The sequence below is a fragment of the Kitasatospora sp. NPDC017646 genome (assembly GCF_044329365.1).
GTDB lineage: Bacteria > Actinomycetota > Actinomycetes > Streptomycetales > Streptomycetaceae > Kitasatospora.
Genome location: NZ_JBIRJC010000002.1, coordinates 499,815 through 525,325, shown reverse-complemented (window position 1 = coordinate 525,325; position 25,511 = coordinate 499,815). Strand labels below are relative to the sequence as shown.

Annotated in this window: 18 protein-coding genes and 1 pseudogene; 5 read left to right on the top strand and 14 right to left on the bottom strand. The window is 71.4% G+C overall.

All coding sequences use genetic code 11. From position 1 onward, the window contains the following. Positions 1–58: 58 nt before the first annotated feature. From dnaE to ACH4J0_RS05415, 3 genes are all read right to left on the bottom strand, one after another. On the bottom strand, positions 59–3,592 hold the full coding sequence (gene dnaE, locus ACH4J0_RS05425) for a DNA polymerase III subunit alpha (protein WP_396236412.1): 3,534 nt from the start codon (positions 3,590–3,592) through the stop codon (positions 59–61). A 161-nt stretch (positions 3,593–3,753) separates the two neighbouring features. Beyond that, on the bottom strand, positions 3,754–4,839 hold the full coding sequence (locus tag ACH4J0_RS05420; RefSeq protein WP_396236410.1) for a hypothetical protein: 1,086 nt from the start codon (positions 4,837–4,839) through the stop codon (positions 3,754–3,756). Positions 4,840–4,990: 151 nt separating this feature from the next. Next, entirely contained in the window at positions 4,991–5,377 is a 387-nt protein-coding gene (locus ACH4J0_RS05415) for a VOC family protein (protein ID WP_396236408.1), read from the bottom strand. Between the two features lie 447 nt (positions 5,378–5,824). On the opposite strand from ACH4J0_RS05415, the gene ACH4J0_RS05410 reads away from it, so the two are divergent. Beyond that, positions 5,825–7,912, top strand: coding sequence for a transglycosylase domain-containing protein (locus ACH4J0_RS05410; protein WP_396236406.1), 2,088 nt, complete (start codon positions 5,825–5,827; stop codon positions 7,910–7,912). Between the two features lie 376 nt (positions 7,913–8,288). Next, positions 8,289–8,582: pseudogene (locus tag ACH4J0_RS05405) on the top strand (Lrp/AsnC family transcriptional regulator); the annotation flags it as partial. A gap of 76 nt (positions 8,583–8,658) precedes the next feature. Here the strand turns inward: ACH4J0_RS05405 and ACH4J0_RS05400 are convergent. Both ACH4J0_RS05400 and ACH4J0_RS05395 read right to left on the bottom strand, forming a co-directional pair. Further along, on the bottom strand, positions 8,659–9,237 hold the full coding sequence (locus tag ACH4J0_RS05400; RefSeq protein WP_396236404.1) for a dienelactone hydrolase family protein: 579 nt from the start codon (positions 9,235–9,237) through the stop codon (positions 8,659–8,661). 106 nt (positions 9,238–9,343) lie between these two features. Beyond that, positions 9,344–9,721: an ArsR/SmtB family transcription factor gene (locus ACH4J0_RS05395; RefSeq protein ID WP_396236402.1), complete on the bottom strand. Its 378-nt coding sequence runs from the start codon at positions 9,719–9,721 to the stop codon at positions 9,344–9,346. Positions 9,722–9,880: 159 nt separating this feature from the next. On the opposite strand from ACH4J0_RS05395, the gene ACH4J0_RS05390 reads away from it, so the two are divergent. Both ACH4J0_RS05390 and ACH4J0_RS05385 read left to right on the top strand, forming a co-directional pair. Then, positions 9,881–11,122, top strand: a complete 1,242-nt coding sequence (locus ACH4J0_RS05390) for an MFS transporter (RefSeq protein ID WP_396236400.1) — start codon at positions 9,881–9,883, stop codon at positions 11,120–11,122. Positions 11,123–11,353: 231 nt separating this feature from the next. Beyond that, the gene (locus ACH4J0_RS05385; RefSeq protein ID WP_396236398.1) at positions 11,354–11,992 is read left to right on the top strand and encodes a TetR family transcriptional regulator; all 639 of its coding nucleotides are present in this window, start codon (positions 11,354–11,356) and stop codon (positions 11,990–11,992) included. 21 nt (positions 11,993–12,013) lie between these two features. Here the strand turns inward: ACH4J0_RS05385 and ACH4J0_RS05380 are convergent, their stop codons facing one another. The 6 genes from ACH4J0_RS05380 to ACH4J0_RS05355 all read right to left on the bottom strand — a co-directional run bounded on the left by ACH4J0_RS05380 (position 12,014) and on the right by ACH4J0_RS05355 (position 18,797). After that, complete coding sequence (locus tag ACH4J0_RS05380; protein ID WP_396236396.1) at positions 12,014–12,883, bottom strand: ABC transporter permease; 870 nt, start codon at positions 12,881–12,883, stop codon at positions 12,014–12,016. Next, positions 12,880–15,714: an alpha/beta fold hydrolase gene (locus ACH4J0_RS05375; RefSeq protein ID WP_396236394.1), complete on the bottom strand. Its 2,835-nt coding sequence runs from the start codon at positions 15,712–15,714 to the stop codon at positions 12,880–12,882. Before ACH4J0_RS05375 ends, ACH4J0_RS05380 begins: the two co-directional genes overlap by 4 nt. A gap of 266 nt (positions 15,715–15,980) precedes the next feature. After that, a complete protein-coding gene (locus tag ACH4J0_RS05370) occupies positions 15,981–16,442 on the bottom strand; it encodes a GNAT family N-acetyltransferase (protein ID WP_396236392.1) in 462 nt (153 codons plus the stop codon). Between the two features lies 1 nt (position 16,443). Continuing rightward, a complete protein-coding gene (locus tag ACH4J0_RS05365) occupies positions 16,444–17,382 on the bottom strand; it encodes an RluA family pseudouridine synthase (RefSeq protein ID WP_396236390.1) in 939 nt (312 codons plus the stop codon). 65 nt (positions 17,383–17,447) lie between these two features. Next, entirely contained in the window at positions 17,448–18,104 is a 657-nt protein-coding gene (lspA, locus tag ACH4J0_RS05360; protein WP_396236530.1) for a signal peptidase II, read from the bottom strand. A 144-nt stretch (positions 18,105–18,248) separates the two neighbouring features. Further along, positions 18,249–18,797 carry a TraR/DksA family transcriptional regulator gene (locus tag ACH4J0_RS05355; protein ID WP_396236388.1) on the bottom strand — a complete coding sequence of 183 codons (549 nt, stop codon included), beginning with the start codon at positions 18,795–18,797 and terminating at the stop codon, positions 18,249–18,251. 559 nt (positions 18,798–19,356) lie between these two features. Here ACH4J0_RS05355 and ileS point away from each other — a divergent pair. After that, on the top strand, positions 19,357–22,485 hold the full coding sequence (gene ileS, locus ACH4J0_RS05350; RefSeq protein ID WP_396236385.1) for an isoleucine--tRNA ligase: 3,129 nt from the start codon (positions 19,357–19,359) through the stop codon (positions 22,483–22,485). 461 nt (positions 22,486–22,946) lie between these two features. Here ileS and ACH4J0_RS05345 read toward each other — a convergent pair whose 3' ends face one another. The 3 genes from ACH4J0_RS05345 to ACH4J0_RS05335 all read right to left on the bottom strand — a co-directional run bounded on the left by ACH4J0_RS05345 (position 22,947) and on the right by ACH4J0_RS05335 (position 25,339). Continuing rightward, positions 22,947–24,290, bottom strand: a complete 1,344-nt coding sequence (locus ACH4J0_RS05345; protein ID WP_396236383.1) for a DivIVA domain-containing protein — start codon at positions 24,288–24,290, stop codon at positions 22,947–22,949. 59 nt (positions 24,291–24,349) lie between these two features. Continuing rightward, positions 24,350–24,631, bottom strand: coding sequence for a YggT family protein (locus ACH4J0_RS05340; RefSeq protein ID WP_030282903.1), 282 nt, complete (start codon positions 24,629–24,631; stop codon positions 24,350–24,352). Positions 24,632–24,730: 99 nt separating this feature from the next. Next, on the bottom strand, positions 24,731–25,339 hold the full coding sequence (locus ACH4J0_RS05335; RefSeq protein ID WP_030282899.1) for a cell division protein SepF: 609 nt from the start codon (positions 25,337–25,339) through the stop codon (positions 24,731–24,733). Between the last annotated feature and the right edge of the window lie 172 nt (positions 25,340–25,511).

Sequence of the window (25,511 nt, the reverse complement as noted above, 5' to 3'; positions counted from 1 at the left end):
CAGCACGCGAGGGGCCCGGGGCGCCGTGCACCCCGGGCCCCTCGCACGCCCACTGGCCCTAGCCGGCCAGGCAGCTCGGCCCGAGCAGCTGCTTGAGGTCCCCGAACAGCGCCGGGTCCGACTTCACCCGGTGCCGGTCCAGCCGCAGCACCGTCGTCTTGGTGCGGCCCTCCAGCCGCACCCGCACCTCGGTGGTGCCCTTGTGGTGGGTCAGCACCTCGCTCAGCCGGGCGATCAGCGGCGGGGTGACCTTCCCACTGGGGATGTTGATGGTGATCGGCGCCTCGGCGTGGGCGTTCGACAGGTCCGGGACGGACAGCTCCATGCCCATCAACCGCGGCACGTCCTCCCGCTTGTCGAGCTTGCCGCGCACGAACACCACGGCGTCCTCGACCAGTTGGGAGGAGACCAGCTGGTAGCTGGCCGGGAAGAACATGCAGTCGATGGAGCCCGCGAGGTCCTCGACGGTGGCGATCGCCCAGGCGTTGCCCTGCTTGGTCATCTTCCGCTGGAGGCCCGAGATGATGCCGCCGATGGTGACGATCGTGCCGTCCGGCCGTTCGGCGAGGTCGGCGACCGCGCAGTCCGACTTGTCGGCGAGCACGTGCTCGATGCCGTGCAGCGGGTGCGAGGAGACGTAGAGGCCGAGCATCTCCCGCTCCTGGGTGAGCAGGAAGGACTTCTCCCACTCCTCCTCGGAGAAGACCACGTCCAGCCCGAAGCTCGGCTCGTCCGAGGCGGCGTCGCCGCCGAAGAGGTCGAACTGCCCCTCGGCCTCCTTGCGCTTCACTCCGACGACGTTGTCGATCATCGGCTCGAACTGGGCGCTCAGGCCCTTGCGGGTGTGCCCGAGCGAGTCGAACGACCCCGCCTTGATCAGCGATTCGACGGTCCGCTTGTTGCAGACCACCGACTCCACCTTCTCCAGGAAGTCCGGGAAGGAGGTGAACTTCCCCTTGGCCTTCCGGGTGCGGATCATCGACTCGACCACCGGACCGCCGACGTTGCGGATGGCGGTCAGGCCGAACCGTACGGTGTCGCTGCCGTGCGGCGTGAAGTCGGAGTCGGACTCGTTGACGTCCGGCGGCAGCACCTGGATGCCCATCTTGCGGCACTCGTTGAGGTAGACCGCCGACTTGTCCTTGTCGTCCTTGACGGAGGTGAGCAGGCCGGACATGTACTCGGCCGGGTAGTTGGCCTTGAGGTACGCCGTCCAGTACGAGACCAGCCCGTACCCGGCGGTGTGCGCCTTGTTGAACGCGTAGCCGGAGAAGGGGACCAGCACGTCCCACACCGCCTGGATGGCCGCGTCGGAGTAGCCGCGCTCGCGGCAGCCCTTCTGGAAGGGGACGAACTCCGCCTCCAGGATCTCCTTCTTCTTCTTGCCCATGGCGCGGCGCAGCAGGTCGGCCTGGCCGAGCGAGTAGCCGGCCAGGATCTGCGCGGCCTTCTGCACCTGCTCCTGGTAGACGATCAGGCCGTAGGTGGGCCGGAGCACCTCCTCCAGGGGCTTCTCCAGCTCCGGGTGGATCGGGGTGATCTCCTGCTGACCGTTCTTGCGCAGGGCGTAGTTCGTGTGGGAGTTGACGCCCATCGGGCCCGGTCGGTACAGCGCGAGGACGGCGGAGATGTCCTCGAAGTTGTCGGGCTTCATCAGGCGCAGCAGCGAGCGCATCGGCCCGCCGTCGAGCTGGAAGACGCCGAGCGTGTCGCCGCGGGCGAGGAGTTCGTAGGTGGGCTTGTCGTCCAGGGGCAGATCAAGCAGGTTGATCTTGATGCCCTTGTTCTTCTCGATCGCCTTGACGGCGTCGTCCATGATCGTCAGGTTGCGCAGGCCGAGGAAGTCCATCTTGAGGAGGCCGAGGCTCTCACAAGTGGGGTAGTCGAACTGCGTGATGGTGACGCCGTCGGTGTGCCGGGTCCACACCGGGATGTGGTCGGTCAGGGGCTCGGCGGACATGATGACGCCGGCCGCGTGCACGCCGGGCTGGCGGATCAGGCCCTCGATGCCGCGCGCGGTGTCGATGACCTTCTTGACGTCCGGGTCGGTCTCGTACAGCCCGCGGATCTCGCCGGCCTCGCTGTAGCGGGGGTGCGTCGGGTCGGTGATGCCGGACAGCGGGATGCCCTTGCCCATGACGTCCGGCGGCATCGCCTTGGTGATCCGGTCGCCCATCGCGTACGGGTAGCCGAGGACCCGGGAGGAGTCCTTGATGGCGGCCTTCGCCTTGATGGTGCCGTACGTGACGATCATGGCGACCTTGTCGGACCCCCACTTCTCCGTCACGTAGCGGATCACGTCACCGCGCCGGCGCTCGTCGAAGTCGATGTCGACGTCGGGCATGGAGACGCGCTCGGGGTTGAGGAAGCGCTCGAAGATCAGGCCGTGCGGGATGGGGTCGAGGTCGGTGATGCCCATCGCGTACGCGACCAGCGAACCGGCCGCCGAACCACGGCCCGGGCCCACCGCGATGCCCTGGCTCTTGGCCCACATGATGAAGTCCGCGACCACGAGGAAGTACGCCGGGAACCCCATCTGGATGATGGTGTCCATCTCGTACTCGGCGAGCTTCCTGTGCTCCTCGTCGTACCCGTTCGGGAAGCGCCAGTCCATGCCCTCCCAGACCTTGGACCTGAAGAAGTCCGCCTCGGACTCGAAGCCCTCCGGGATCGGGAAGCGGGGCATCAGGTTCTTGAACTTGAACATGCCCTCGGTGTCGACCCGGGAGGCGACCAGCAGCTGGCTGTTGCGGCAGCCCTCCTGCCACGCGTCCGAGGAGTCCAGCGCGTACATCTCGGCGGCCGACTTGATGTAGTAGCCGGTGCCGTCGAAGCGGAAGCGGTCCGGGTCGGAGAGGTTCTTGCCGGTCTGCACGCAGAGCAGCAGGTCGTGGGCGCCAGCGTCGGCCTCGGTGGTGTAGTGCGAGTCGTTGGTGACCACCGGGGGGATCTTCAGCTTCTTGCTGATCTCCAGCAGCCCGTCGCGGACCCGCTTCTCGATGTCGAGGCCGTGGTCCATCAGCTCCAGGAAGTAGTTCTCCTTGCCGAAGATGTCCTGGTAGTCGGCGGCGGACTTCACGGCCTCGTCGAACTGCCCGAGCCGCAGCCGGGTCTGCACCTCACCGGAGGGGCAGCCGGTGGTGGCCATCAGGCCGCCGGACAGCTCGGAGATCAGCTCCTTGTCCATCCGGGGCCACTTCACGAGCCAGCCCTCGGCGTAGGAGCGCGAGGTCAGCTTGAAGAGGTTGTGCAGGCCCTCCTTGTTCCGGGCCCAGATGGTCTTGTGGGTGTACGCGCCGGACGCCGAGACGTCGTCCTTCTTCTGGTGCGGCTGGCCCCACAGGATGCGCTTGGTGTTCGAACGGGACTCGGGGGCGACGTACGCCTCGATGCCGATCACCGGGGTGATGCCCGCGTCGGTCGCCTGCTTGTGGAACTCTGCGGCACCGTACATGTTCCCGTGGTCGGTCATCGCGACATGGGTCTGGCCCAGCCGCTCGACCTCCTTGAACATCTGCTTCAGCCGGGCGGCACCGTCCAGCATCGAGTACTCGGTGTGGACGTGCAGATGCGCGAACGGCTGGTCGCTCAAGGCGGGGCCTCCGGAGGCTCTGGTGCTGATCTGGTGGGCCGGCGAACGCGCGGTCACAGGGGCCTCTCCCCGAGCGTCCCCGGGAGTTTCCGCTGGAAATGGATGTGGCCCGGAACACCTCTCGGGGTCCGGACCATCACTCACACGTTCACGCGTCCACTCTAGCTCGCCCCTCCCCCGGACAGACGCCGCCCCGCGGCCTCCCGCACCGCCCTCTCCTCCATCGGATCGTCCCGCAGGTAGCGCAGCCGCTCCCACACCTCGGGCCGTTCCGGAGCGTGCTCCACCCCCAACAGCCGGACACCGGATTCGCAGTCCCAGAGCGACTCGACGTACGCCTGCGCCATCCCGGCCGACCCCATCGCCGCCAGCGCCTCCAGGTACGCGGCCCGCTCGGACGAGTGCGGCGTCTGCAACCAGAACCGGCGCAGCAGCGACACCGCGTCCGCCGCCCCCGGGCCGAACCGCGCCAGCCCGCGCGCCAGGTGCATCGGGCCGCACCAGGCGCGGTCCACCCAGTCCTGCTCCAGCTCCGCGACGAGGGTCGGAACGTCCTGCTCCTCACCGTGCTCGACCAGCACCGCAAGGCCCTCCACCGCCAGCCAGCGGGTGCCCGAGGCCGCCCAGTCACGGGCGGCCGGCATCGCGAGGGCGCCGAGCTCGCGGATCACGCCGGGCAGTCGCGACAGCGGGTACCTGCCGTCGGCCGTACCGAGCGACGGTACGAGGGGGACGAGCCCGGCCTCCGGCTCCCGCCCGCAGAGCACCCGCAGCGCGTTGACCTTCCGCTGCTCCGACTCCCCGGGATCGGTCAGCAGCTCCAGCAGCGCGCTGCTCGCCAACTCGGCCATCGGATCGGGTCGTCCAGCCTCGTGCGCCGCACCCGCCCCGGCCTCCTCGCGCTCTCGCCGAGCGCACGCCCCCAGCGCCTCCCGGGCTTCCGCCGATCCGTCGAGCGCCAGCAGCTCCAGAACGCGGGTGGCCCGCGCACGGGCGTTTCCGGTCCCGGACAACACCTCGACCACCGGCCCGAGCGGCAGCCCCAGGTCCCGGATCAGACGCGCGAGGTAGACGTCCCGCTCGTCGATCCGCGCGTCCCAGCGCCACTCCCAACGGACGCACCCGTACACCAGGTCGGCGGCCGCCTCCGGATTCTCCGCCGCCATCAGCGCCCCCAGGCCCCGCCCGCGCTGCAACAATCCCGGAAGCGTCCCCGCCGGTGCGTACTCGTGTCTCCGCTCTGCCACGGCCCCCATCGTGCCCCACCGTCACCTCCTTCGCCGCCCCCGTCCTCCTCGGCCGCCGCCGGCAGCGGCCACAGCCGCGGCGCCCCTCGTCGGCGTCGGGCGAGCAGGAGCGCGGCGCCCCCTCGCGCATGGCCGAGGGTGCGCGGGGCCGTCAACCGACCTCGCCGTCCTGCCGGGCGAACACGCAGAACTCGTTCCCCTCGGGATCCGCCAGCACGTGCCAGTGCACCTCACCCGCGGGCTCCCGCACCACCGTCGCCCCGAGCTCCACCAGCCGGGCCGCATCGCCCCACACATCCGGGTGCATCCGGTTCTTGACCGTTTTCGCCTCCGCCACCGGGTTGATCCAGACCAGCGGACCACCCCCGTCCGGATCCACGATCGGAACGCCCCACCCGTCCGGCAGCTCCACCCCGTCGATCGACTGCCTGCGCACGTACCCGATCGCCGCGCACCACCAGTCCGCCAAGCCCTGGTGATCGGCCGCGTCCAGCGCCAGGTCCTTGAACCGCGCGGGTGCCCCGCTCACATCACTCATGCGCCGCACCCAACCACCAACTCCACTCCCCCGCACGCCGATTGTTCGCGGGTCGGGAAGGGGAGCCCACCCCGCGGCACCGACGACCACTCCCCCGCCTGAACGCGTGCAACGTTTCGCCCCGTTCACCGCATCAAAGGGGTGTCAGGCCAGGGAAAGGGGAGGGGCGGCGCACGCCAGGGGGGCTCGGCCAGTGCGCGTCCAGCAGAATACGGAATTCCCCCACATTTATTCAGTTCGTATACGTTCCAGCAATTCCCATGCCTGTTGCAAAGCCGTGACAGACCCTCGCCAAAAATCGTTCGACCAGCGAGGACCCAGCGTTAGCATTCCGGAATGGAATCGAATCCCTCTCCGATACGGAATTCCTCGGGCGCCGCCGAAGAGCCCCGCCCTCCCCGCAGATCGCCGCTCCGGCTGGCTCGTTTCGGGGCGACCTTCATCGGCGTGAGCGTCGTCTCCGGCGTGCTGCTGGCAGGCCTCGCCCTGCCCGTCGCCGGGGGCATCGGACTGACCGCCAAGAGCACGGCGGAGAGCTTCGACGACATTCCCGACGACTTCAAGACCCCGCCGCTCACCCAGGCCACCCAGATCTTCGACGCCAGGGGCGGCCTGATCGCCAAGGTCTACGAGCGCGACCGCACCGTCCTCACCCCGGACCAGATGTCACCCCTCATGCGGCACGCCCAGGTCGACATCGAGGACGCCCGGTTCTACGAGCACGGCGCCGTCGACCTCAAGGGCATCCTGCGCGCACTGGGCAAGAACGCGGAGAGCGGCACCGCCTCCCAGGGCGCCTCCACCCTGACCCAGCAGTACGTGAAGAACGTCAACGTGGAGAAGGCCGGCGACGACAAGGCCGCCGTCCTGGAGGCCCAGCGCAAGACCCTGGGCCGCAAGATCCAGGAGCTCAAGGTCGCGATCAAGCTGGAGGAGGAACTGCCCAAGGAGCAGATCCTCACCAACTACCTCAACATCACGTACTACGGGAACGGCGCCTACGGCGTGGAGGCCGCGTCCCAGCGCTACTTCAGCAAGAGCAACAAGGACCTGACCATCGCCGAGGCAGCCACCCTGGCCGGTCTGGTCCAGAACCCGTCGCAGTACGACCCGGTGCGCTACCCCGACAACGCCGTCAAGCGCCGCAACGTCGTCATCGACAAGATGCTGGAGAACAAGCACATCACCGCCGACCAGGCGAAGGAGGCGAAGGCCGCCCCGCTGGGCCTGAGGTACAAGGACCCGCAGAACGGCTGCATCACCGCCAAGGCCGGCATGGGCTTCTTCTGCGACTACGTGCGCCACGTGGTCAAGCAGGACCCGGCCTTCGGCAAGTCCGCCGACGACCGCAAGAAGCTGTGGGACACGGGCGGTCTGAACATCTACACCACGCTGGACCCGGACAAGCAGGCCGCCGCCCAGAACGCCGTGAGCAGCAACGTCCGGATCACCGACACCGTCTCCGCCGCCGCCAGCATGGTCGAACCCGGCACCGGCAAGATCCTGGCCATGGCCCAGACCCGCCCGTACGGCCTGGTGAAGGAGAAGAACCAGACCGTCGTCAACCTCAACGTCGACCTGGCGATGGGCGGCGGCAGCGGCTTCCAGCCCGGCTCCACCTTCAAGCCGGTCGTCGCGGCCGCCGCGCTGGAGGCGGGCCTGCCACCGGTCCAGGAGTACAAGGCGCCGAACACGATGGAGTACCCGACGATGAAGACCTGCCAAGGGACTTGGCGCAACGAGGCCAGACCCAGGACCATGGTCCCCAACGAGTCCGCGAGCGAGAAGGGCCCGTACCAGCTGAAGCAGGCGATGGCCCTGTCGGTCAACACCTACTTCGTGGAGATGGAGCAGGAGATCGGCCTCTGCGCGGTCAAGCAGATGGCCAACAAGCTCGGCATCACCGCCAAGGCCAGCGGCAAGCCGCTGGAGGAGGTCCCCGCGATGGCTCTGGGCGTGGAGGAGATGAGCCCGCTGACCATGGCGAGCATGTACGCCACCTTCGCCGCCGAAGGCACCCACTGCGACCCGGTCGCCATCAGCAAGATCACCACCGTGGACGGCAAGGACGTCCCCGTCCCGGCCGGCCACTGCGAGAAGGCCTTCTCCGAGACGACGGCGCGGGAGATGAACACCGTCCTGAACGGCGTGACCGAGAACGGTGGCACCGGCGCGATGCTCCACCTGGAGGACAACCGGCAGATCGCGGGCAAGACCGGCACCTCGGACCACAAGAAGGCCGCCTGGTTCAACGGCTACACCCCGCAGCTGGCCACCGCCGTCTGGCTCGGCGGCCCGGCCGGCGGCGTCGAGATGCGCGACATCACCATCAACGGGACCCACCGCACAGAGGTGTTCGGCGCCGACGGCCCCGGCCCGATCTGGCGGGACGCCATGAACGGAGCCCTGCGCGGCGCGCCCAAGCAGTCCCTGCCGATGGCCGACATCCCCGACCCGGTGACCAAGCCCGACCCGGGCACCACCGCCACCGCCACCGACGCCCCGAACACCACCCCCTCCGGCTCGCAGCGCTGACCGGCCCCGCCCGCACGGCGCTTCGCCCCGCCGGGCACCAGCGCGGCGGGGCGAAGCACACAGGACCCGGCCGCAGTCGGCGGGGCGTCCCCTCGCGCGCCCCGCCGACTGCCCGGCCCCCTCGCACTCCGGGCGGCACCCCGGTGCCGGCCAGGACCTCGCCCGGTGGGCCGAGGCGCTGCGGGAGGTGTACCGACCGCGGAACCACGACCTCCACGCCCCGGAACCGTAGGACCTCACGCCACGTGAGGGTCAACTCCCCGACGGAGCACGGCGTCGTCACCTCGCGACCGAGGCCCGGGCTCACGCCTCCCGGTAGTACGCCTCGACCGGCCCCCGCGCCTCCTCGAACAGCGCCGGCCCGTCGTGCGCCACCACCGGCCACCACGCCACCGTCGACCTGGCCAAGGTCGGCTACCCGGTGCTCGCGGTCGTCCGCCTCAAGTACCCGGGCAACCGCCACCAGCCGCTGCACGAGCTGCTCGCCCGGCGCCGCGAGATCCTGGAGTGCCTGCGCACCACCGGGGACGACTGCTACACCCTCAAGGTCGCCGCGACCTCCATGGAACACCTGGAGACCCTGGTGGACACCCTCGCCGGCTTCGGCTCCACCACCACCAGCGTCGTCTACAGCCAGACCCTCGCCCGCCGCGGCCCGGCCCGCCCGTAAGGCCCCGGCCGACCCTCCGGCCGGGCCCCGGCCGGCCAAACGCACGGAGCCGCGGGCCGCAGGCCCACGAACCGCGCTACGCCTCCAGGTCCGCGAGGAAGTCCAGCGCGGCGGCCCAGGCCCGGTCCGCCGCCTCCGCGTCGTAGTCGTCCAGGTCCGGGTCGGTGAACAGGTGCCCGGCGCCCTGGTAGCGGTGCACCTCGACCTCGGCGCCCGCCCGCCGCATCCGCAGGTACCAGGCGTTCAGCCAGTCCTCCGGCTCGTACGGGTCCGGCTCCGCCATGTGCAGCTGCACCGGGATGCCGGTCACCGCATCCTCGCGCAGGTCCGAGGTGCCGTGCAGGAGCAGCAGTCCGCGCGCCTTCTCGTCCGCCAGTGCGAGGTTCTGGGCGATCGCGCCGCCCAGCCCGATCCCGGCGTACACCAGCCCACCCTCGGAGAGCGGGGCGGAGGCGGCCACCGCGCGCCGCAGCAGCTCGTCCCCGCCGCCGGCCTGCTCCTGGTAGGCCCGGGAGGCCTCGGTGTCGTCGAAGGTGCGCCCCTCGAACAGGTCCGGCGTGTGCACGGTGTGCCCGGCGGCGCGCAGCCGGTCGGCGGCGCCGCGCACGGCCGGGCTCAGGCCGTGGGCGGAGTGGAAGAGGAGGATCTGGGCCACGAGTGGGGTCCTTCGGCGAACGAGATCAGGGGTACCCACCCATGATCCCCCACCCCGCCCCGGAGCCCCGCCCGAAGGCACGCCCCGAAGGCACTCCCGCGAAGCGTCAGCCCCGCGGCGCCCAGGCGGCCACCAGGTCGAGCAGGCCGGGGAAGCGGGCATTGAGGTCCTCCACCCGCACGTGGCTGCGCCGCTCCAGCCCGTACTGGCGCTGCCGGGTGACCCCGGCCTCCCGCAGCGCCTTGAAGTGGTGGGTGAGCGAGGACTTGGGCCGGTCGAGCCCGAACCAGCCGCAGGAGTGGTCGAAGTCCTCGGATTCCAGCAGGAGTTTGCGGACGATGGTCAGCCGCAGCGGGTCGCTGAGCGCACCGAGGACGGTCTCCAGCCGCAGCTCGTCGATGCCCGGCTCGGGCAGCGGCGCGGGCAGGCCGGAGGGCTCGGGGAGCACCTTGACGGCGGGCGCACCGGTCGTGGTCACGGACATGGGCATCTCCTCAACTCCTCGCGCTGCCAAGGCTTTCACGCGGAACAGCACGACATGACCCGGCATCGGCAATCAGTACGACTCCAATCGTACTGCATGCTAAGTTCGACTCGACTCGTACTGCTGCGGCCCCGCAGCACGCCTCGGGAGGGAACAGTCATGTCCGCAACCCGGACCGCCCCCGTCCAAGCCGCCCCACCGGCCCCGGCCCAGACCGCCGCCACGCCCCTGTGGTGGATCTGGCTGGCCGCCTGGCCGGTCACCGCCGTCTTCGTGCTCTCCAACGCCGCCACCCCGCTGTACGTGCTGTGGCAACACGACATCGGCTTCTCCAGGGGCACCCTGACCGTGGTGTTCGCCTTCTACATCGTCGGCCTGATCGGCTCACTGCTGGTCTCCGGCGTGGTCTCCGACCGGGTCGGCCGCAAGCCCGTCCTGCTGCCCGCCCTGGCGCTCGGCCTCGCCGCCTGCCTGGTCTTCGGGAGCGCCACCAGCGTCGCCGCACTGATCGTGGCCCGCCTGTTCACCGGCATCGCGGTCGGTGCCGTGGTCTCGGCCGGGATGGCCGCGGTCACCGACGTGGCCGGGCCCGAGCGCAAACGGACCGCCGCCCTGCTGGCCTCCTGCGCGATGGTCTTCGGCGCCGGCCTGGGCCCGCTGCTCGCCGGCGTGCTCTCCGAGCTGGCGCCCGCGCCGACCACCACCGTCTTCGTCGTCGAGGCCGTGGTCCTGGCCGGCGCCGTGCTGGTCGTCCTGCGGATGCCGGTGCACCGCCCCGGGAGCCGCGCCCAGGGCGCCTGGATCCGGGTGCCCGGCGTCCCGCGCGGCAACGGCCGTCAACTCGCCCTCGGCATCGCGGTGTTCGCCCCCGGCATCACCGCCACCTCGTTCGTGCTCTCGCTCGGCCCCTCACTGCTGTCCGGTCTGCTCGGCACCACCGACCGGATCGTCGCCGGCGCGATGGTCTTCGTGATGTTCCTCGCCGCCACGGGCGTGCAGTTCGCCGTCCGGAAGCTGCGCCGCCGCACCGTCCTGACCGCCGGCGCGGCGGCCACCACGCTGAGCATGGCCACCCTGGCCGTCGCCGTGCGCACCGAGGCGGTGGCGGTGCTCGTCCTCGCCGCCCTGCTCGCCGGCGCGGGCCAGGGCATGGGCCAGCTCGGCGGCCTGTCACTGCTCAACGCCGGCATCCCGCCGCAGCGCCTCGCCGAGGCCAACGCCGCGCTGAACGTGGGCGGTTACATCCCGGCCGGCCTGCTGCCCGTCTCGGCCGGCTACCTCAGCGACGCGGTGGGCCTGACCCGCGGCGCCACCGTCTTCGCCGCCGTCCTGTTGGGCCTGGCCGCCCTCGGCGGCCTGGTGGTCCTCGCCACCAGGCGCGAGGTGACGGACCCGACCTGACGGGGGCTCCGGAGCCGCCGCATGAACGGCGCAGCCGGGGGCCGGTGCACCCAGCGTGCACGGGCCCCCGGCCGCGCCGTTCATGCGTTCGCAAGATTCCTACAGGTATGTTTTCTTTTCTCCGATGCCACAGGCCCCATCAAGCACTTTCGACTCACAGCGGAACGCTTTGCAACAACATTCCATCCCGATGGTATGTATGAGTTCCAGGCAACGAGGGAAGGCAGGGCCATGGCCAAGCAGGAACGGGCGCGACGCACACGGGAGAAGGTCCTGACGGCCGCGGCCGAGGTCTTCGCCGCCCAGGGCTACGACAGCACCACGCTGAACACCGTGGCCGAGCGCATCGGCATGACCAAGGGCGCGCTCTACGGCCACTTCCCCTCGAAGCGGTCGCTGGCCAGGGCCCTGATCGACGAGTCCCGGCACACCTGGACGAGCCTGCGGGCCGCGTACGACACCCCGGGCGCCGACGCCGCCGACGTGCTCGAAGGCGTCGTGGTGGGCTTCGCCGACCGACTGCGCTCGGACGTACGCCTGCGGGCCGCGCTCAGGCTCGCGGTCGACCACCCCGACCTGGCGCCCGCCCCCTGCGACGTCCTCGCCGAGATGCACGGCGCCCTGACCGACCTGGTCCGCCGCGCCCAGCGCGACAGCGGTTTCCCCGACCACTGCCCGCAGCTGGTCGCCGAGCTGCTGCTGACCGTGATCCGGGGGCTGCTGACCACAGCCGAACGCACCGGCCCCTCCAACACCGACCACACCCACACCGCCGACGCCCACACCGCCGCCCCCGGCGAAGGGCCGCTCTGGCGACTGCTCTTCACCGCCCTGTCCGGCAGCCCTGCCCCGGCCCCCGCGCTCCCCTGACCGCCCCGACGAGCCACCCCGCTACGACACCACGTCCTTGCGCGCGAACCCGCGGAACGCCAACGCCAACAGCACCACCGCGTACGACAGCGACAACGAGACCCCCTGCAGCATGCCGCCCCACTCCAACTGCGGCTGCAGGGCGTCCGCCCACGCGTACTGCCAGTGCGCCGGCAGCCACTCCCGCAGGTCACCCAGCGCGGTGACCGCGTCCAGCACCCCGGTGATGATCGACAGGAACACCGCCCCGCCGACCGCCCCCAGCGGCGCGTCCGTCGCCGTCGACAGCCAGAACGCCAGCGCGGCGATCACCAGTTCGCTCAGGAACACGAACGCCACCGCGATCGCGATCCGGGGCAGCGCCTCCCCGGCCGGCAGGCTCGCCCCGGCGGGCAGCTTCAGGTCCCCCCACCCGTACGCCGCCGTCCCCACGACCAGCCCGATCGCGGGCAGCATGACGATCGCCACCGCCGAGAACGCCAGCCCGATCGCGAACTTGCGGGCCAACAGCCGCGCCCGCGGCACCGGCGCGGCCAGCAGGTAGCGCAGCGAGGACCAGCTGGCCTCCGAGGCCACCGTGTCCCCGCAGAACAGCGCGACCGGGATCACCAGCATGAAGCCCGTGCCCACGAACAGCATGGTGACCGCGAAGTTGGCCCCGGAGGCGGTGGCCAGGTCGATGAAGGTGGTCCGGTCCGGACGCCCCGGGGTACCGCCGATCTGGAACGCCGCCAGGATGACGAACGGCATCGCGGCCAGCACCCCACCGATCACCAGCGTGCGCCGACGGCGCAGCTGACGCATCGCCTCCACCCGCAGCGGCAGCGTCCGGCTCGCCCGGTAGCCCTCGGCATGGTCCGAGGGGCCACGGTCCGTAGTACTGGCGCTCACGCCGCACCTCCGATCAACGACAGGAACGCGTCCTCCAACCGCCGCTGCGGCCCGGCGCTCTCCACCGGCACCCCCAGCCGCACCAGCTCCGCCAGCAGCTCGCTCGCCGCGAGCCCGTCCAGCCGGACCAGCAGTCCGCCCTCGACGGCCTCCGCCGAACCGACCCCGGCCAGCGCGCCGGCCTTCTCGACCACCGACTCCGGGTCGCAGGACGCGGCCACCCCGATCATCAGCAGCTCTCCGGCGCCGACGATCTCGCCGACCGGCCCGGCCGTCACCAGCCGCCCGCGGTCCATCACCACCAGGTCGGTGCAGCTCTGCTCGACCTCGGCCAGCAGGTGGCTGGAGACGATGACGGTCCGCCCGCCGGCCGCGTACCGGATCATCACCTCGCGCATCTCACGGATCTGCGGCGGGTCCAGCCCGTTGGTCGGCTCGTCCAGGATCAGCAGGTCCGGCATCCCGAGCATCGCCTGCGCGATGGCGAGCCGCTGCCGCATGCCCTGCGAGTACGTCCGCACCGCACGGTCCAGCGCCTCGCCGAGCCCGGCGATCGCCAGCGCCTCGTCGAAGCGCGCATCGGCCTCCGGCCGCCCGGTGGCCTGCCAGTACAGCCGCAGGTTGGCCCGACCGGTGAGGTGCGGCAGGAAGCCCGCGCCCTCGACGAAGGCGCCGACCCGCGAGAGCACCGGCGCCCCGGGGCGGATCAGGTGCCCGAAGACCCGGATCTCCCCGGCGTCCGGCCGGATCAGGCCCATCAGCATCCGCAGCGTGGTGGTCTTACCCGCGCCGTTCGGCCCGAGCAGGCCGAGCACCTGGCCCTGCTCCACCCGGAAGTCCAACTCCCTCACCGCGTAACGGTCATGGGATCCCTTGTAGCGCTTGCTGAGCCCGCTGATCTGCAGCGGCACCCCGGCCAGCGCCGGGTCGAACTCCGGTCCCGACGGCCGCGACGGCCGTGACGACCCCGCCGCCCCACCGGCCGTGGCCACGAAACGCCGACGCATCCACGGCACCAGCACCAGCCCCGCGGCCACCACCACGGCGGCCACCGGCAGCATCCAGGTCCGGGCGGGCAACGGCGCCGCCTCCGTGAGCAGCTCCGCCACCGTCGGCACGGTGAGCGCCCCGGCGACCGCCACCCGGTAGGTGGCCGGCTCGTTCGGCGAGGCGTACGCCAGGTCGGTGGACGCCAGCACCAGCCGCAGCCGGTGCCCGGCCGGGAACTCGTGGTCCACGGCGGGCAGCCGGACCGTCACCGTCCGCCCCTCGTCCGCACCCGTCACCCGCAGCGGAGCCGCGAGCTGCTCCGGCAGCACCGCCTTGCCGTCCGGCCCGACGTCGTACAGCTTCGCGAACAGCACCGCGTCCGGCCGGTCCGCCTTCACCCGCACCGGCACGGTCGGCTGCCCGGTCAGGTGCAGCGGCGTGTCCAGCGGCGCCGAGTCGAAGGCGGCGTTCTGCCCGGGGAAGTCCAGCGACAGCCCGACCCCGAGCGAGGCCGCCTGGCTCAGCGCACCGATCCCCGGCAGCGTCGAGATGCCGGGCGGCGCCCCACCGGGCGGGTTGGCGACGGTCCTCTCCCCGCCCGCCAGTTCGACCGACCGCGTCCCGGTGCCGTCGAGCCCCGGGTACCGGTCGGCGTCGGCACCGCGCAGTACGGCCTGGAAACCGGTCGAGTCGACCCCGCCGGTCCGGGTGACCCGGAACCCCGGGCCGGTGTCGTTGCCGCGCCCCTTCAGGTAGTGGTCGAACCAGGCGGTCACCCGGTCGTCCACCCGGGCGCTGGTGTCCGTCCCACCGTCGTGCCCGCCCGCGAACCAGTCCACCGAGACGGGCGCGCCGTTGGCCGCCACCGCCCGGGCGATCCGGTCGCCCTGGTCGAGCGGGAACAGCGAGTCCTGCTGTCCCTGCACCACCAGCGTGGGCGCCTTGAGCTGTGCCGCCACCGAGGACGGGCTCGACTTGTCCAGCAGCGCGACGGCCTCCGGGTCCGCGTGCCCCGCGGTCGCGACCCGGTCGTACATCTGGCAGAGCGACTCCAGGAACCGCCCGCAGCCGACCTGCCCCTGCGCCACCGTCGCGTCCGGCGCGGTCCCGCCACGCGGCGCACCGCCCGAGGGCCCGAGCCCGCCCCCCGAACCCGGCGCGGCCGAGCCGGTGGTGAAGAAGATCCCGGCCCACAGCTTCTTGAACACGCCGTCCGCCGCGCCCGAGCCCTGCACCCCCTGCGGGAACAGCGCGTCGGCCAGGTTCCACCAGGTGATCTGGGTCGCCACCGCGTCGATCCGGTGGTCGTACGCCGATGCCAGCAGCGAGATCGCCCCGCCGTACGAGGCCCCGGTGATGCCGACCCGCGGGTCGCCGGGGGCGTCGAGCTGCACCTCGGGGCGCTGGGCCAGCCAGTCCACCAGGTGCTTGACGTCCTCGACCTCGCGGTCGGGCGCGTTCAGCCCGATCTTCCCGCCCGAGTGCCCGAAGCCGCGCGCCGACCAGGTCAGCACCGCGTAGCCCTGCCGGGCCAGCTGCTCGGCGCGGTCCCGCTCGCCCTCCTTGGAACCCCCGAAGCCGTGCGCGAGCAGGACGGCCGGTCGCGGACCGGTGCCGGTGGTGAAGAACGAGGTGTCCAACTGGACCTGCTGTGCGCTGCCGGGCGTCTCCGGCATGCTGAGGAAACGATCCTCTTGATGGACCGCCTGTTCACTGCCGGACGCCACCGTCGCCGTGCCGACCCCGGCGACCGCCACCAGGGCCACCGCCCCGGCCAGCACCCTGCGCCGCACCGACGTACCCCGGCCGCGCCACCGGCGCCATGCCCCACCGAACTCCATGGGGGCAGATCGTATCCGTCGTCCGGGTAGGCGTCCGATAAAGCCACCGGCCCTCTTCGCCCGGTTCGCCCCGCTGTGCCCCGGTGCCGGGCGGCTCACCAGGCTTCCCCCGGCCCGGGAACACCCCGGGAGGGTCCCGCGCTCCGGCCGCCGATCACCCCGCTCGGAGCCGTCGCCGCCACCCCGGCGGTCGGCCGGACCGCCGACCAGGCCCTTCGGCGCCGCAGCCCGAGGCCCACCCCCCGCTCACCCGCACAAGCCCTCGCCTACAGAACCCTCGTCATCGTCCGGTGCGGAATCCCGGCATCGTCGTACACCGGCCCCTCCGCCACGTACCCCAGCCGCTCGTAGAACCCGAGCGCCTGCACCTGTGCGTGCAGCTCGACCTCGACGCCACCGCGCTCGCGCCCCGCCGCCTCGATCGCCCGGACCAGTTCGACCCCGAGTCCCGTCCCCCGGGCCGCCGCCAGGACCGCGAGCCGCCCGAGCAGCACCCGCCCCTCGACGCCCCCGGTCAGCTTCAGTGCCTCGTCACCGAAGATCAGCCGCCCGGTCCCCAGCGCGGCGCCCCCCGCGCCCACGGCCAGCACGTGCACCGAGGTGGCGTCGTACTCGTCGTACTCCAGCTCCTCCGGCACGTTCTGCTCGACGACGAACACCTCACGCCGCACCGCCCGCGCCAGCTCCAGGTCGGCTTCCCCCTCGGCGACCCGCACGGAGACCGTCATCTCAGCTCTCCGACGCGATGATGTCCAGCGCCTTCTGCAGGTCCGCCGGGTACTCGCTGCTGAACTCGACCCACTGCCCGTCAGCCGGGTGCTCGAAGCCGAGCGAGACGGCGTGCAGCCACTGCCGGGTCAGCCCGAGCCGCTTGGCCAGCGTCGGGTCGGCGCCGTACGTCAGGTCGCCCACGCAGGGGTGCCGCAGCGCGGACATGTGGACGCGGATCTGGTGGGTGCGGCCGGTCTCCAGCTTGATGGCCATCAGCGAGGCCGCCCGGTACGCCTCGATCAGGTCGTAGTGGGTGACGGACGGCTTGCCGTCGCGGGTCACCGCCCACTTCCAGTCCGAGCTGGGGTGGCGCCCGATCGGCGCGTCGACCGTGCCGCTCAGCGGGTCCGGGTGCCCCTGGACCAGCGTGTGGTAGCGCTTGTCCGTGACCCGGTCGTGGAACTGCCGCTTGAGGTCGGTGTAGGCCCGCTCGGACTTGGCGACGACCATCAGGCCCGAGGTGCCGACGTCCAGCCGGTGCACGATGCCCTGGCGCTCGGCGGCACCGGAGGTGGAGATCCGGTAGCCGGCCGCGGCGAGCCCGCCGATGACGGTGGGGCCGGTCCAGCCGGGGCTCGGGTGCGCGGCGACGCCGACCGGCTTGTCGACCAGCACGATGTCCTCGTCGTCGTGCACGATCCGCATGCCGTCGACCGGCTCGGCCACGATCCGCACCGGGGCGGCGGGGGCCGGGATCTCGACCTCCAGCCAGGAGCCGGCCGTCACCCGGTCCGACTTGCCGGCCATGGCGCCGTCGAGCGTCACCTTGCCCTCGGCGGCCAGCTCGGCGGCCTTGGTCCGGGAGAAGCCGAACATCCGGGCGAGGGCGGCGTCGAGACGCTCGCCCTCCAGGCCGTCGGGAACGGGGAGGCTGCGGTTCTGCGCTGCGGTACTCACCCGTACGAGTATGCCGGAAACCCGGCCCCGCCCCGCCCGCGAGCCGCCCCGCCCGGGGCCGGGCCCTACTTCTCGGACTTCTCCGCCGCCTGGTGCACGCTTCCGTCCGGGTTGCTGCCGCGGAACGAGAGCAGCACGACGAGGACGCCGCCGCAGACGATCGCCGAGTCCGCGAGGTTGAACACCGCGAAGTGCTGGACGGAGATGAAGTCCACGACGTGCCCGCGGAAGACGCCCGGCGCGCGGAACAGCCGGTCGGTCAGGTTGCCCAGGGCACCACCGAGCAGCAGCCCGAGCGCGATCGCCCACGGGAGGCTGTACAGCCGGCGGGCGATCCGCCAGATCACCACGATGACGGCCGCGGCGATCATCGTGAAGACGACGGTCAGCGCCTGCCCCATGCCGAAGGCGGCGCCGGAGTTGCGGATCACCTGGAAGGTGACGACGTCACCGATCACCTTGATCGCCGCGTGGTTCTCCAGCTTGGCGACGACCAGCAGCTTGCTGCCGAGGTCGATCAGGAACGCGAGCACCGCGACGACCAGCAGCACCCCGACCCGGCGCGGGCCCTTGGGCTCGTCCGCCGCCGAGCCGCCGCCCACCGGAGCCGCCTCACCGGCCCCGGTCGACTCACCGGAATCGGACACGGCCACCTCCGCGTCATCCGCGGGATTCGGGACGGCGTCGTCCCGGGTCTGGGGGGAACCTTGCGTACTGATGATCCGCTCCGCTGCCGATGTGAGCCGGTGAGGGCCTGAACGCGTGCGTACCGACGAGTCAGGCGACGTTACGGGGTCGAGCGTACGGCAAGCCCGACCCCCCGCGTCGCCCCGGTGGCGCGGCCGGTCGTCCGGTCGGCGCCTGCTTCAGCGGCGTTCCTGCTTGGACTTGCACTGCACGCAGAGCGTGGCCCGGGGGAAGGCCTGCATCCGGGCCTTGCCGATGGCCTGTCCGCAGGACTCGCAGGTGCCGAAGCCGACGCCCTCCAGCCGCTCCAGCGCGCGTTCCGTCTGGGCGAGGCTGTCCCGCGCGTTGTTGGCGAGCGCCAGCTCGCTCTCCCGCGAGATGTTCTTCGTACCGGCGTCCACCTGGTCGTCACCGGCTCCGTCGTTGGAGTCGCGCATCAGGCCGGCGATGGCGGCGTCGGCGGCGTCGATCTCCCCGCGCAGCCGCTCCAGGTCGCTGATCAGCTCGTCGTGCAGCTCGTGGACCTCGTCCGAGGTCCAGGCGTCCTCGCCCGGCCGGACCGGCAGGGTCGCCGGGTCGACCGACTCGGCTCCGCGCGGCACGGTGACGGTGTCGGTACTGGTCTTCTGAGGTGCGGTAGTGGTCACGGTCCCCTCCCCTGGATCGGCCGCCACGGCCTTGCGTGCCCGCTTGGTGGCGGTACCCGCGCCGGTTGCCTTCTCAGCCATGGCTTCGACCCCATCTACGAACGAATCGAGCCGCCGGTTCCCGGCGGCCTCCAGTGCCGGAACGATAATCCCGATTAAAACCGGTCACAACATGACATACCGGCGCCTCACGATGATCCCACCCAGGCAGCCGCCCCAACCGCCACGCCCCGCGCGCTGACAGACTTGTGCCCACCTCGCCCCCACCTAACCGCCCCCGCCGACCGGCCCGGATCGCGCCCCCGCACCCACTCCCGGAATCCCTTTGGACAAACCGTCTCGCCCGGCCGATACACTGGCCCTGCAAGGCGCAGATGGGACGAGTACCGACGTACGCAGCCACCAGCGACCCGGGGACGGTGCGAGCCCGGGGGTGTGCGCGGCGGGAAGATCACCCCGGAGCCGCCGGAAGAACGGCCACCGCGCAACCCGCGGCGGCTCACTAGACCCGGCAGCAAGCCCAAACAAGAGGGCCGCAACGCAGCACCGCGGCCAAGGAGGGTGGTACCGCGGGGCGGCCGGTCCGTCTCGTCCCTCCGGAGGATCCAGTCCCAGCATCCGCCGGAGGTAGACGCCCGCGATGAGCACCTACAACCCCGTTCCCGCGCAGGTGGATCTGCCTGCCCTGGAGCACCAGATCCTGTCCTTCTGGCAGGACAACAAGATCTTCCAGCGCAGCCTGGAGCAGTCCGAGGGCCGCCCCGAGTGGGTGTTCTACGAGGGCCCGCCGACCGCCAACGGCATGCCCGGCGCCCACCACATCGAGGCCCGCGTCTTCAAGGACGTCTTCCCCCGCTACCGGACGATGAAGGGCTACCACGTCGCCCGCAAGGCCGGCTGGGACTGCCACGGCCTCCCGGTCGAACTCGCCGTCGAGAAGGAGCTGGGCTTCTCCGGCAAGCAGGACATCGAGGCGTACGGCATCGCCGAGTTCAACGCCAAGTGCCGCGAGTCGGTGACCCGCCACACCGACGCCTTCACCGAGCTGACCACCCGCATGGGGTACTGGGTCGACCTCGACGAGGCGTACCGGACGATGGACCCGTCGTACGTCCAGTCCGTCTGGTGGTCGCTCAAGCAGATCTTCGACAAGGGCCTGCTGGTCCAGGACCACCGGGTCGCCCCCTGGTGCCCGCGCTGCGGCACCGGCCTGTCCGACCACGAACTGGCCCAGGGCTACGAGACCGTCGTCGACCCCTCGGTCTACGTCCGCTTCCCGCTCACCAGCGGCCCGCTGGCCGGGCAGGCCTCCCTGCTGGTCTGGACCACCACCCCGTGGACCCTGGTCTCCAACACCGCCGCCGCCGTCCACCCGGAGGTCACCTACGTGGTGGCCACCGACGGCAGCGAGAAGCTGGTCGTCGCCGAGCCGCTGGTCGCCAAGGCGCTCGGCGAGGGCTGGGAGACCACCGGCGAGTCCTTCACCGGCGCCGAGATGGAGCGCTGGGCCTACCGCCGCCCCTTCGACCTGGTCGAGATCGAGAACGCCCACTACGTCCTCAACGCCGACTACGTCACCACCGAGGACGGCACCGGCATCGTCCACCAGTCCCCCGCCTTCGGCGCGGACGACCTCGCGACCTGCCGCAAGTACGGCCTGCCGGTGGTCAACCCGGTGCTCGGCGACGGCACCTTCGCCCCCGAGGTCCCGCTGGTCGGCGGCCAGTTCTTCAAGAAGGCCGACGAGGCCCTGGTCGCGGACCTCAAGGAGCGCGGCCTGCTCTTCCGCCACCTGCCGTACGAGCACAGCTACCCGCACTGCTGGCGCTGCCACACCGCGCTGCTCTACTACGCGCAGCCGTCCTGGTACATCCGGACCACCGCCGTCAAGGACGCGATGATCCGCGAGAACGAGGCCACCAACTGGTTCCCGGACACGGTCAAGCACGGCCGCTTCGGCGACTGGCTGAACAACAACATCGACTGGGCGCTCAGCCGCAACCGCTACTGGGGCACCCCGCTGCCGATCTGGCGCTGCGAGGAGGGCCACCTCACCTGCGTCGGCTCGCTGGCCGAGCTGTCCGAGCTCACCGGCACCGACCAGAGCGCCCTCGACCCGCACCGCCCGTACATCGACGACGTGACCTTCGCCTGCCGCGACTGCGGCGGCACCGCCACCCGCGTGCCCGAGGTCATCGACGCCTGGTACGACTCGGGCTCGATGCCCTTCGCCCAGTACGGCTACCCGTACCAGAACAAGGAGCTGTTCGAGAGGCGCTACCCGGCGCAGTTCATCTCCGAGGCGATCGACCAGACCCGTGGCTGGTTCTACACGCTGATGGCCGTCGGCACCCTGGTGTTCGACAAGAACAGCTACGAGAACGTCGTCTGCCTGGGCCACATCCTGGCCGAGGACGGCCGGAAGATGTCCAAGCACCTGGGCAACATCCTGCAGCCGATCCCGCTGATGGACCAGCACGGCGCCGACGCCGTCCGCTGGTTCATGGCGGCCGGCGGATCGCCCTGGTCGGCCCGCCGGGTCGGCCACGGCACCATCCAGGAAGTGGTCCGCAAGACCCTCCTCACCTACTGGAACACCGTCGCCTTCCAGGCCCTGTACGCCCGCACCTCGAACTGGGCCCCCTCGGCGAACGACCCGGCCCCGGCCGAGCGCCCGCAGCTGGACCGCTGGGTGCTCTCCGAGCTGAACACCCTGGTCCGCGAGGTCGACGCGGCCTTCGAGGCGTACGACACCCAGCGCGCCGGCAAGCTGCTCTCCGGCTTCGTCGACGACCTCTCCAACTGGTACGTCCGTCGCGGCCGCCGCCGCTTCTGGCAGGGCGACGCGGCCGCGCTCGCCACCCTGCACGAGGCGCTGGAGACCGTCACCCGTCTGATGGCCCCGCTCACCCCGTTCATCACCGAGCGGGTCTGGCAGGACCTGGTCGTCCCGGTCGCCCCGGAGGCCCCGACCTCGGTGCACCTGGCCACCTGGCCGGAGGCCGACGAGACCCTGATCGACACCGAGCTCTCCCGCCACATGGCACTGGTCCGCCGCCTGGTCGAGCTGGGTCGGGCCACCCGCGCCGAGTCCGGTGTGAAGACCCGCCAGCCGCTCTCCCGCGCCCTGGTCGCCGCCCAGGGCTGGGAGGAGCTGCCCGCCGACCTGCGCGCGCAGATCGCCGAGGAGCTCAACGTCTCCACCCTGGAGTCCCTCGCCGAGGTCGGCGGCTCCCTGGTCGACACCACCGCCAAGGCCAACTTCCGCGCGCTGGGCAAGCGTTTCGGCAAGGGCGTGCAGGACGTCGCCAAGGCGGTCGCCGCCACCGACGCCGCACGCCTGGCCGCCGAACTGCGCGCCTCGGGCACCACCACCGTCGAACTGAACGGCGAGACGATCCCCCTCTCCCCCGACGAGGTGATCATCACCGAGACCCCCCGCGAGGGCTGGGCCGTCGCCAACGAGTCCGGCGCCACCGTCGCCCTCGACCTGGCCATCACCCCGGAGCTGAAGCGCCTCGGCATCGCCCGCGACGCCATCCGCCAGATCCAGGAGGCCCGCAAGAACTCCGGCCTCGACGTAGCCGACCGCATCGTCCTCCGCTGGCACGCCACCACCGAGGAGACCGCCGAGGCCATCGCCGAACACGGCCCCCTCGTCGCCGAGGAGGTCCTCGCCACCGACTTCGCCGCCGGCGCAGCCGACTGGACCTCCGACACCTTCACCGACGAATCCCTCGGCCTCGCCTTCCAACTCCGCAAGGCCTGACCGACCCGAGGAACCGCCGCCCAGCTCCCCGAGCCGGGCGGCGGTTCCCTTTCCCCAACCCCTCACGGGCGCGCGGGGCAAAGCCCCCGCGCGCCCGCACCCTCCGTGCGCGCGGCCAACGCCCCGCACCGGCCACGACACCCCCACGCCACCGCCCCCACGCCCCACCCCCCTCCCAGGCGAGAGGGACGCGCTGCGGGAGGGGGCAGTGGAGGGGGTGGGTGCGGAGAGGGCGTAACGGGTGATTTTCGGACTGCCAACGACGCCCAACCCCCACCCACAGAGTCGGCAGTCCGAAAATCACCCGGCCCCCGGAGCACCCACCCCCGGAACCGCCCCCGGCGTCACCCACCCTCCCGAAAGCCCACCCCCCCACAGACCCCGACGAACACAAAAAAGGACGCCCCCTCCCCAACCCGAAGGTCAGAAAGGGGACGCCCTCAAAAGCCCCGGCTACAACCTCAGTTGTCGCCGTCCTCATCGATCAGAAAGCCCCGCATCGGCGCCGGAGCCTGCTGCATCGGCTGCGGCGGCTGCGGCCGGACGGCCGCCATCGGCTGGGTCATCCCGGCCGGCTGCATCTGCGGAGCCCCGCTGTTGCCACCGCCCTGCGCACCGAAGCTCGGCGCCGGCGGATTCCCACCGAAGGAGCTCTGCCCGCCGAACGACGGCGAGTTCCCACCGAACGACGGCTGGTTCCCGCCGAAGGAAGGCGCCGAGCCCATCGACCCCGCACCGGCCGGCGCCATCGACGAGGCCGCCGGCGGCAGCGACGCGGTGGCGGGGATCCGCGGCGGCGCGAGCGAGTCGTCGGCCTGCGACTCCAGCTGCCGCAGCTGGGTCTCCAGGTACGACTTCAGGCGCGTGCGGTACTCACGCTCGAACGCCCGCAGGTCCTCGACCTTGCGCTCCAGCGTGGCCCGCGCGGACTCCAGCGACCCCATCGCGACGCGGTGCTTCTCCTGCGCGTCCCGCTCCAGGGCGTCGGCCTTGGCCCGGGCGTCGCGCTCCAGACCCTCGGCCCGGCTGCGCGCCTCGCCGACGATCTTGTTGGCCTCGGAGCGGGCCTCGGAGATCGCCTGGTCGGCGGTCTGCTGGGCGAGCGCCAGCACGCGGGCGGCACTGTCGCCGCCGGGACCCTGCTGCTGCATCGGGCCGCCGAGCGGGCCGCCCATCTGCTGCGGCGGGCCGCCCATGGGGCCACCCATCGGCTGCATCTGCTGCTGCTGGCCCATGCCCTGGCCCATCGGGTTGCCCATCTGCTGCGGACCGCCGGGACCGCCCATGGGCTGGAGCATCTGACCACCCATCGGCTGGACCAGCTGCTGCTGGCCGCCCATGGTCTGGTTCATCTGCTGCGGACCGCCGGGGCCCATCGGACCGCCCTGGCCGGCCGGGAGCTGCGGCGCACCGGAGGGCAGGCCGAGCGGCTGGTTGCCCATCTGCTGCTGCTGCTGCTGAGGACCACCGGGGCCCATCTGCTGCGGGCCGCCGGGGCCCATCTGCTGCGGGCCGCCCGGACCCTGCTGGCCGGGGACCGGCGGGCCGGATATGGCGGCCGGGACGGGAGCAGCCGGACGCTGGGCGTCCTGCGGCGGCTCCTTCCGCATGTTGGCCTGGTTCTGCGCGGCGGCGCGAGTCGCGGCGGCCAGCTTGGCACGCAGGTCCTCGTTCTCCCGGAGGAGGCGGGTCAGCTCCGCCTCGACCTCGTCGAGGAAGGCATCGACCTCGTCCTCGTCATAGCCTTCACGCAGGCGGACGGTCGTGAACTGCTTGTTCCGAACGTCCTCGGGGGTCAATGGCATCTCTTCACCTCAACGTGATCGTCGGCACACCGGCATCCTGTCGCATCGCTCACCTACGACTAGGGGTGCACAAGCGAGATCAGGACATACACAATGATCATCAGTACGAAGAAGGACAGGTCGAGCGCCACGCCCCCGAAACGCAACGGCGGAATGAACCGCCGAAGAAGCTTGAGCGGCGGATCCGTGACAGTGTACGTGGCCTCCAGGACCAGGACCATGGCCTTGCCGGGCCGCCACGAACGCGCGAACTGGAAGACCCAGTCCATGACCAGTCGAACGAGCAGGAACACCAGGAAGACGGTCAGGGCGTAGTAGAGCACCGCCCACACGATGTCCATCGCGTTTCCCCTCTCCCCGGTCCCGGGCCCTAGGGCCTGCCGCTCGTCACCTGTCGCCAACCACTGTTGATCAGATCCACACGTAAAGTCGTGGCCGGGTCAGCTCTGGTTGAAGAACCCACCCTCGGCGATCCGAGCCTTGTCCTCCGCCGTGACATCGACGTTAGCAGGCGACAGCAGGAACACCTTCTGTGTCACGCGCTCGATACTGCCGTGCAGACCGAAGACGAGTCCAGCGGCGAAGTCTACGAGCCGCTTCGCGTCCGTGTCGTCCATCTCGGTCAGATTCATGATCACGGGTGTACCGCCACGGAACTGTTCCCCGATGGTACGGGCCTCGTTGTAGGTCCGGGGGTGCAGCGTGGTGATGCGGTAGGGCTCTCGTTCGTTCACTACCTTGGGCATGATCACCGGTGCGCTCTTCTCCAGGTTGTGGCGGCGTTCGGGTGTGATGGACGACACGGGGGCCATCCTCGGGGTCTCCTGCCGGATCGGCACCGCGGCCGGGACCGGCTGCGGGGTGATCGAGGAGACCGGAGCGGGCGCGGGAGCGGCTGCCGGCCGGGGGATGTCCTCGGTCCGCTGCCCGGTACGGATCGGCTCGGGGTCCGCGTCGTAGTCGTCGTCAGGGTCGTACCCCTGGCCGTCGTACGTCTCGTCCTCCACGAGGCCGAGGTAGACCGCCATCTTGCGCATTGCGCCGGCCATGCTCCTGTCTCCTCCGCTCATGGCCACCTCGCTGGCGCTCGGTGGCTGCTTCGCGAAGCCGCGCGCCTTCCATCGGTCGCTCGCTCCGCTCGCTCCGTGCGAACCGTCCCTACGGCCGGGGCCACGGCCCTGCCTGCGGATTCCGCGGTCCGCCCACGACGGCCCGTCAAGG

Excerpts from the sequence above, each read along its gene's own strand:
- ACH4J0_RS05415 (WP_396236408.1), bottom strand. The coding sequence starts at position 5,377 with ATGAGTGATGTGAGCGGGGCACCCGCGCGGTTCAAGGACCTGGCGCTG.
- ACH4J0_RS05395 (WP_396236402.1), bottom strand. The coding sequence starts at position 9,721 with ATGTCCGTGACCACGACCGGTGCGCCCGCCGTCAAGGTGCTCCCCGAG.
- ACH4J0_RS05390 (WP_396236400.1), top strand. The coding sequence starts at position 9,881 with ATGTCCGCAACCCGGACCGCCCCCGTCCAAGCCGCCCCACCGGCCCCG.
- ACH4J0_RS05385 (WP_396236398.1), top strand. The coding sequence starts at position 11,354 with ATGGCCAAGCAGGAACGGGCGCGACGCACACGGGAGAAGGTCCTGACG.
- ACH4J0_RS05375 (WP_396236394.1), bottom strand. The coding sequence starts at position 15,714 with ATGGAGTTCGGTGGGGCATGGCGCCGGTGGCGCGGCCGGGGTACGTCG.
- ACH4J0_RS05370 (WP_396236392.1), bottom strand. The coding sequence starts at position 16,442 with ATGACGGTCTCCGTGCGGGTCGCCGAGGGGGAAGCCGACCTGGAGCTG.
- ACH4J0_RS05355 (WP_396236388.1), bottom strand. The coding sequence starts at position 18,797 with ATGGCTGAGAAGGCAACCGGCGCGGGTACCGCCACCAAGCGGGCACGC.
- ileS (WP_396236385.1), top strand. The coding sequence starts at position 19,357 with ATGAGCACCTACAACCCCGTTCCCGCGCAGGTGGATCTGCCTGCCCTG.
- ACH4J0_RS05345 (WP_396236383.1), bottom strand. The coding sequence starts at position 24,290 with ATGCCATTGACCCCCGAGGACGTTCGGAACAAGCAGTTCACGACCGTC.
- ACH4J0_RS05340 (WP_030282903.1), bottom strand. The coding sequence starts at position 24,631 with ATGGACATCGTGTGGGCGGTGCTCTACTACGCCCTGACCGTCTTCCTG.
- ACH4J0_RS05335 (WP_030282899.1), bottom strand. The coding sequence starts at position 25,339 with ATGGCCGGCGCAATGCGCAAGATGGCGGTCTACCTCGGCCTCGTGGAG.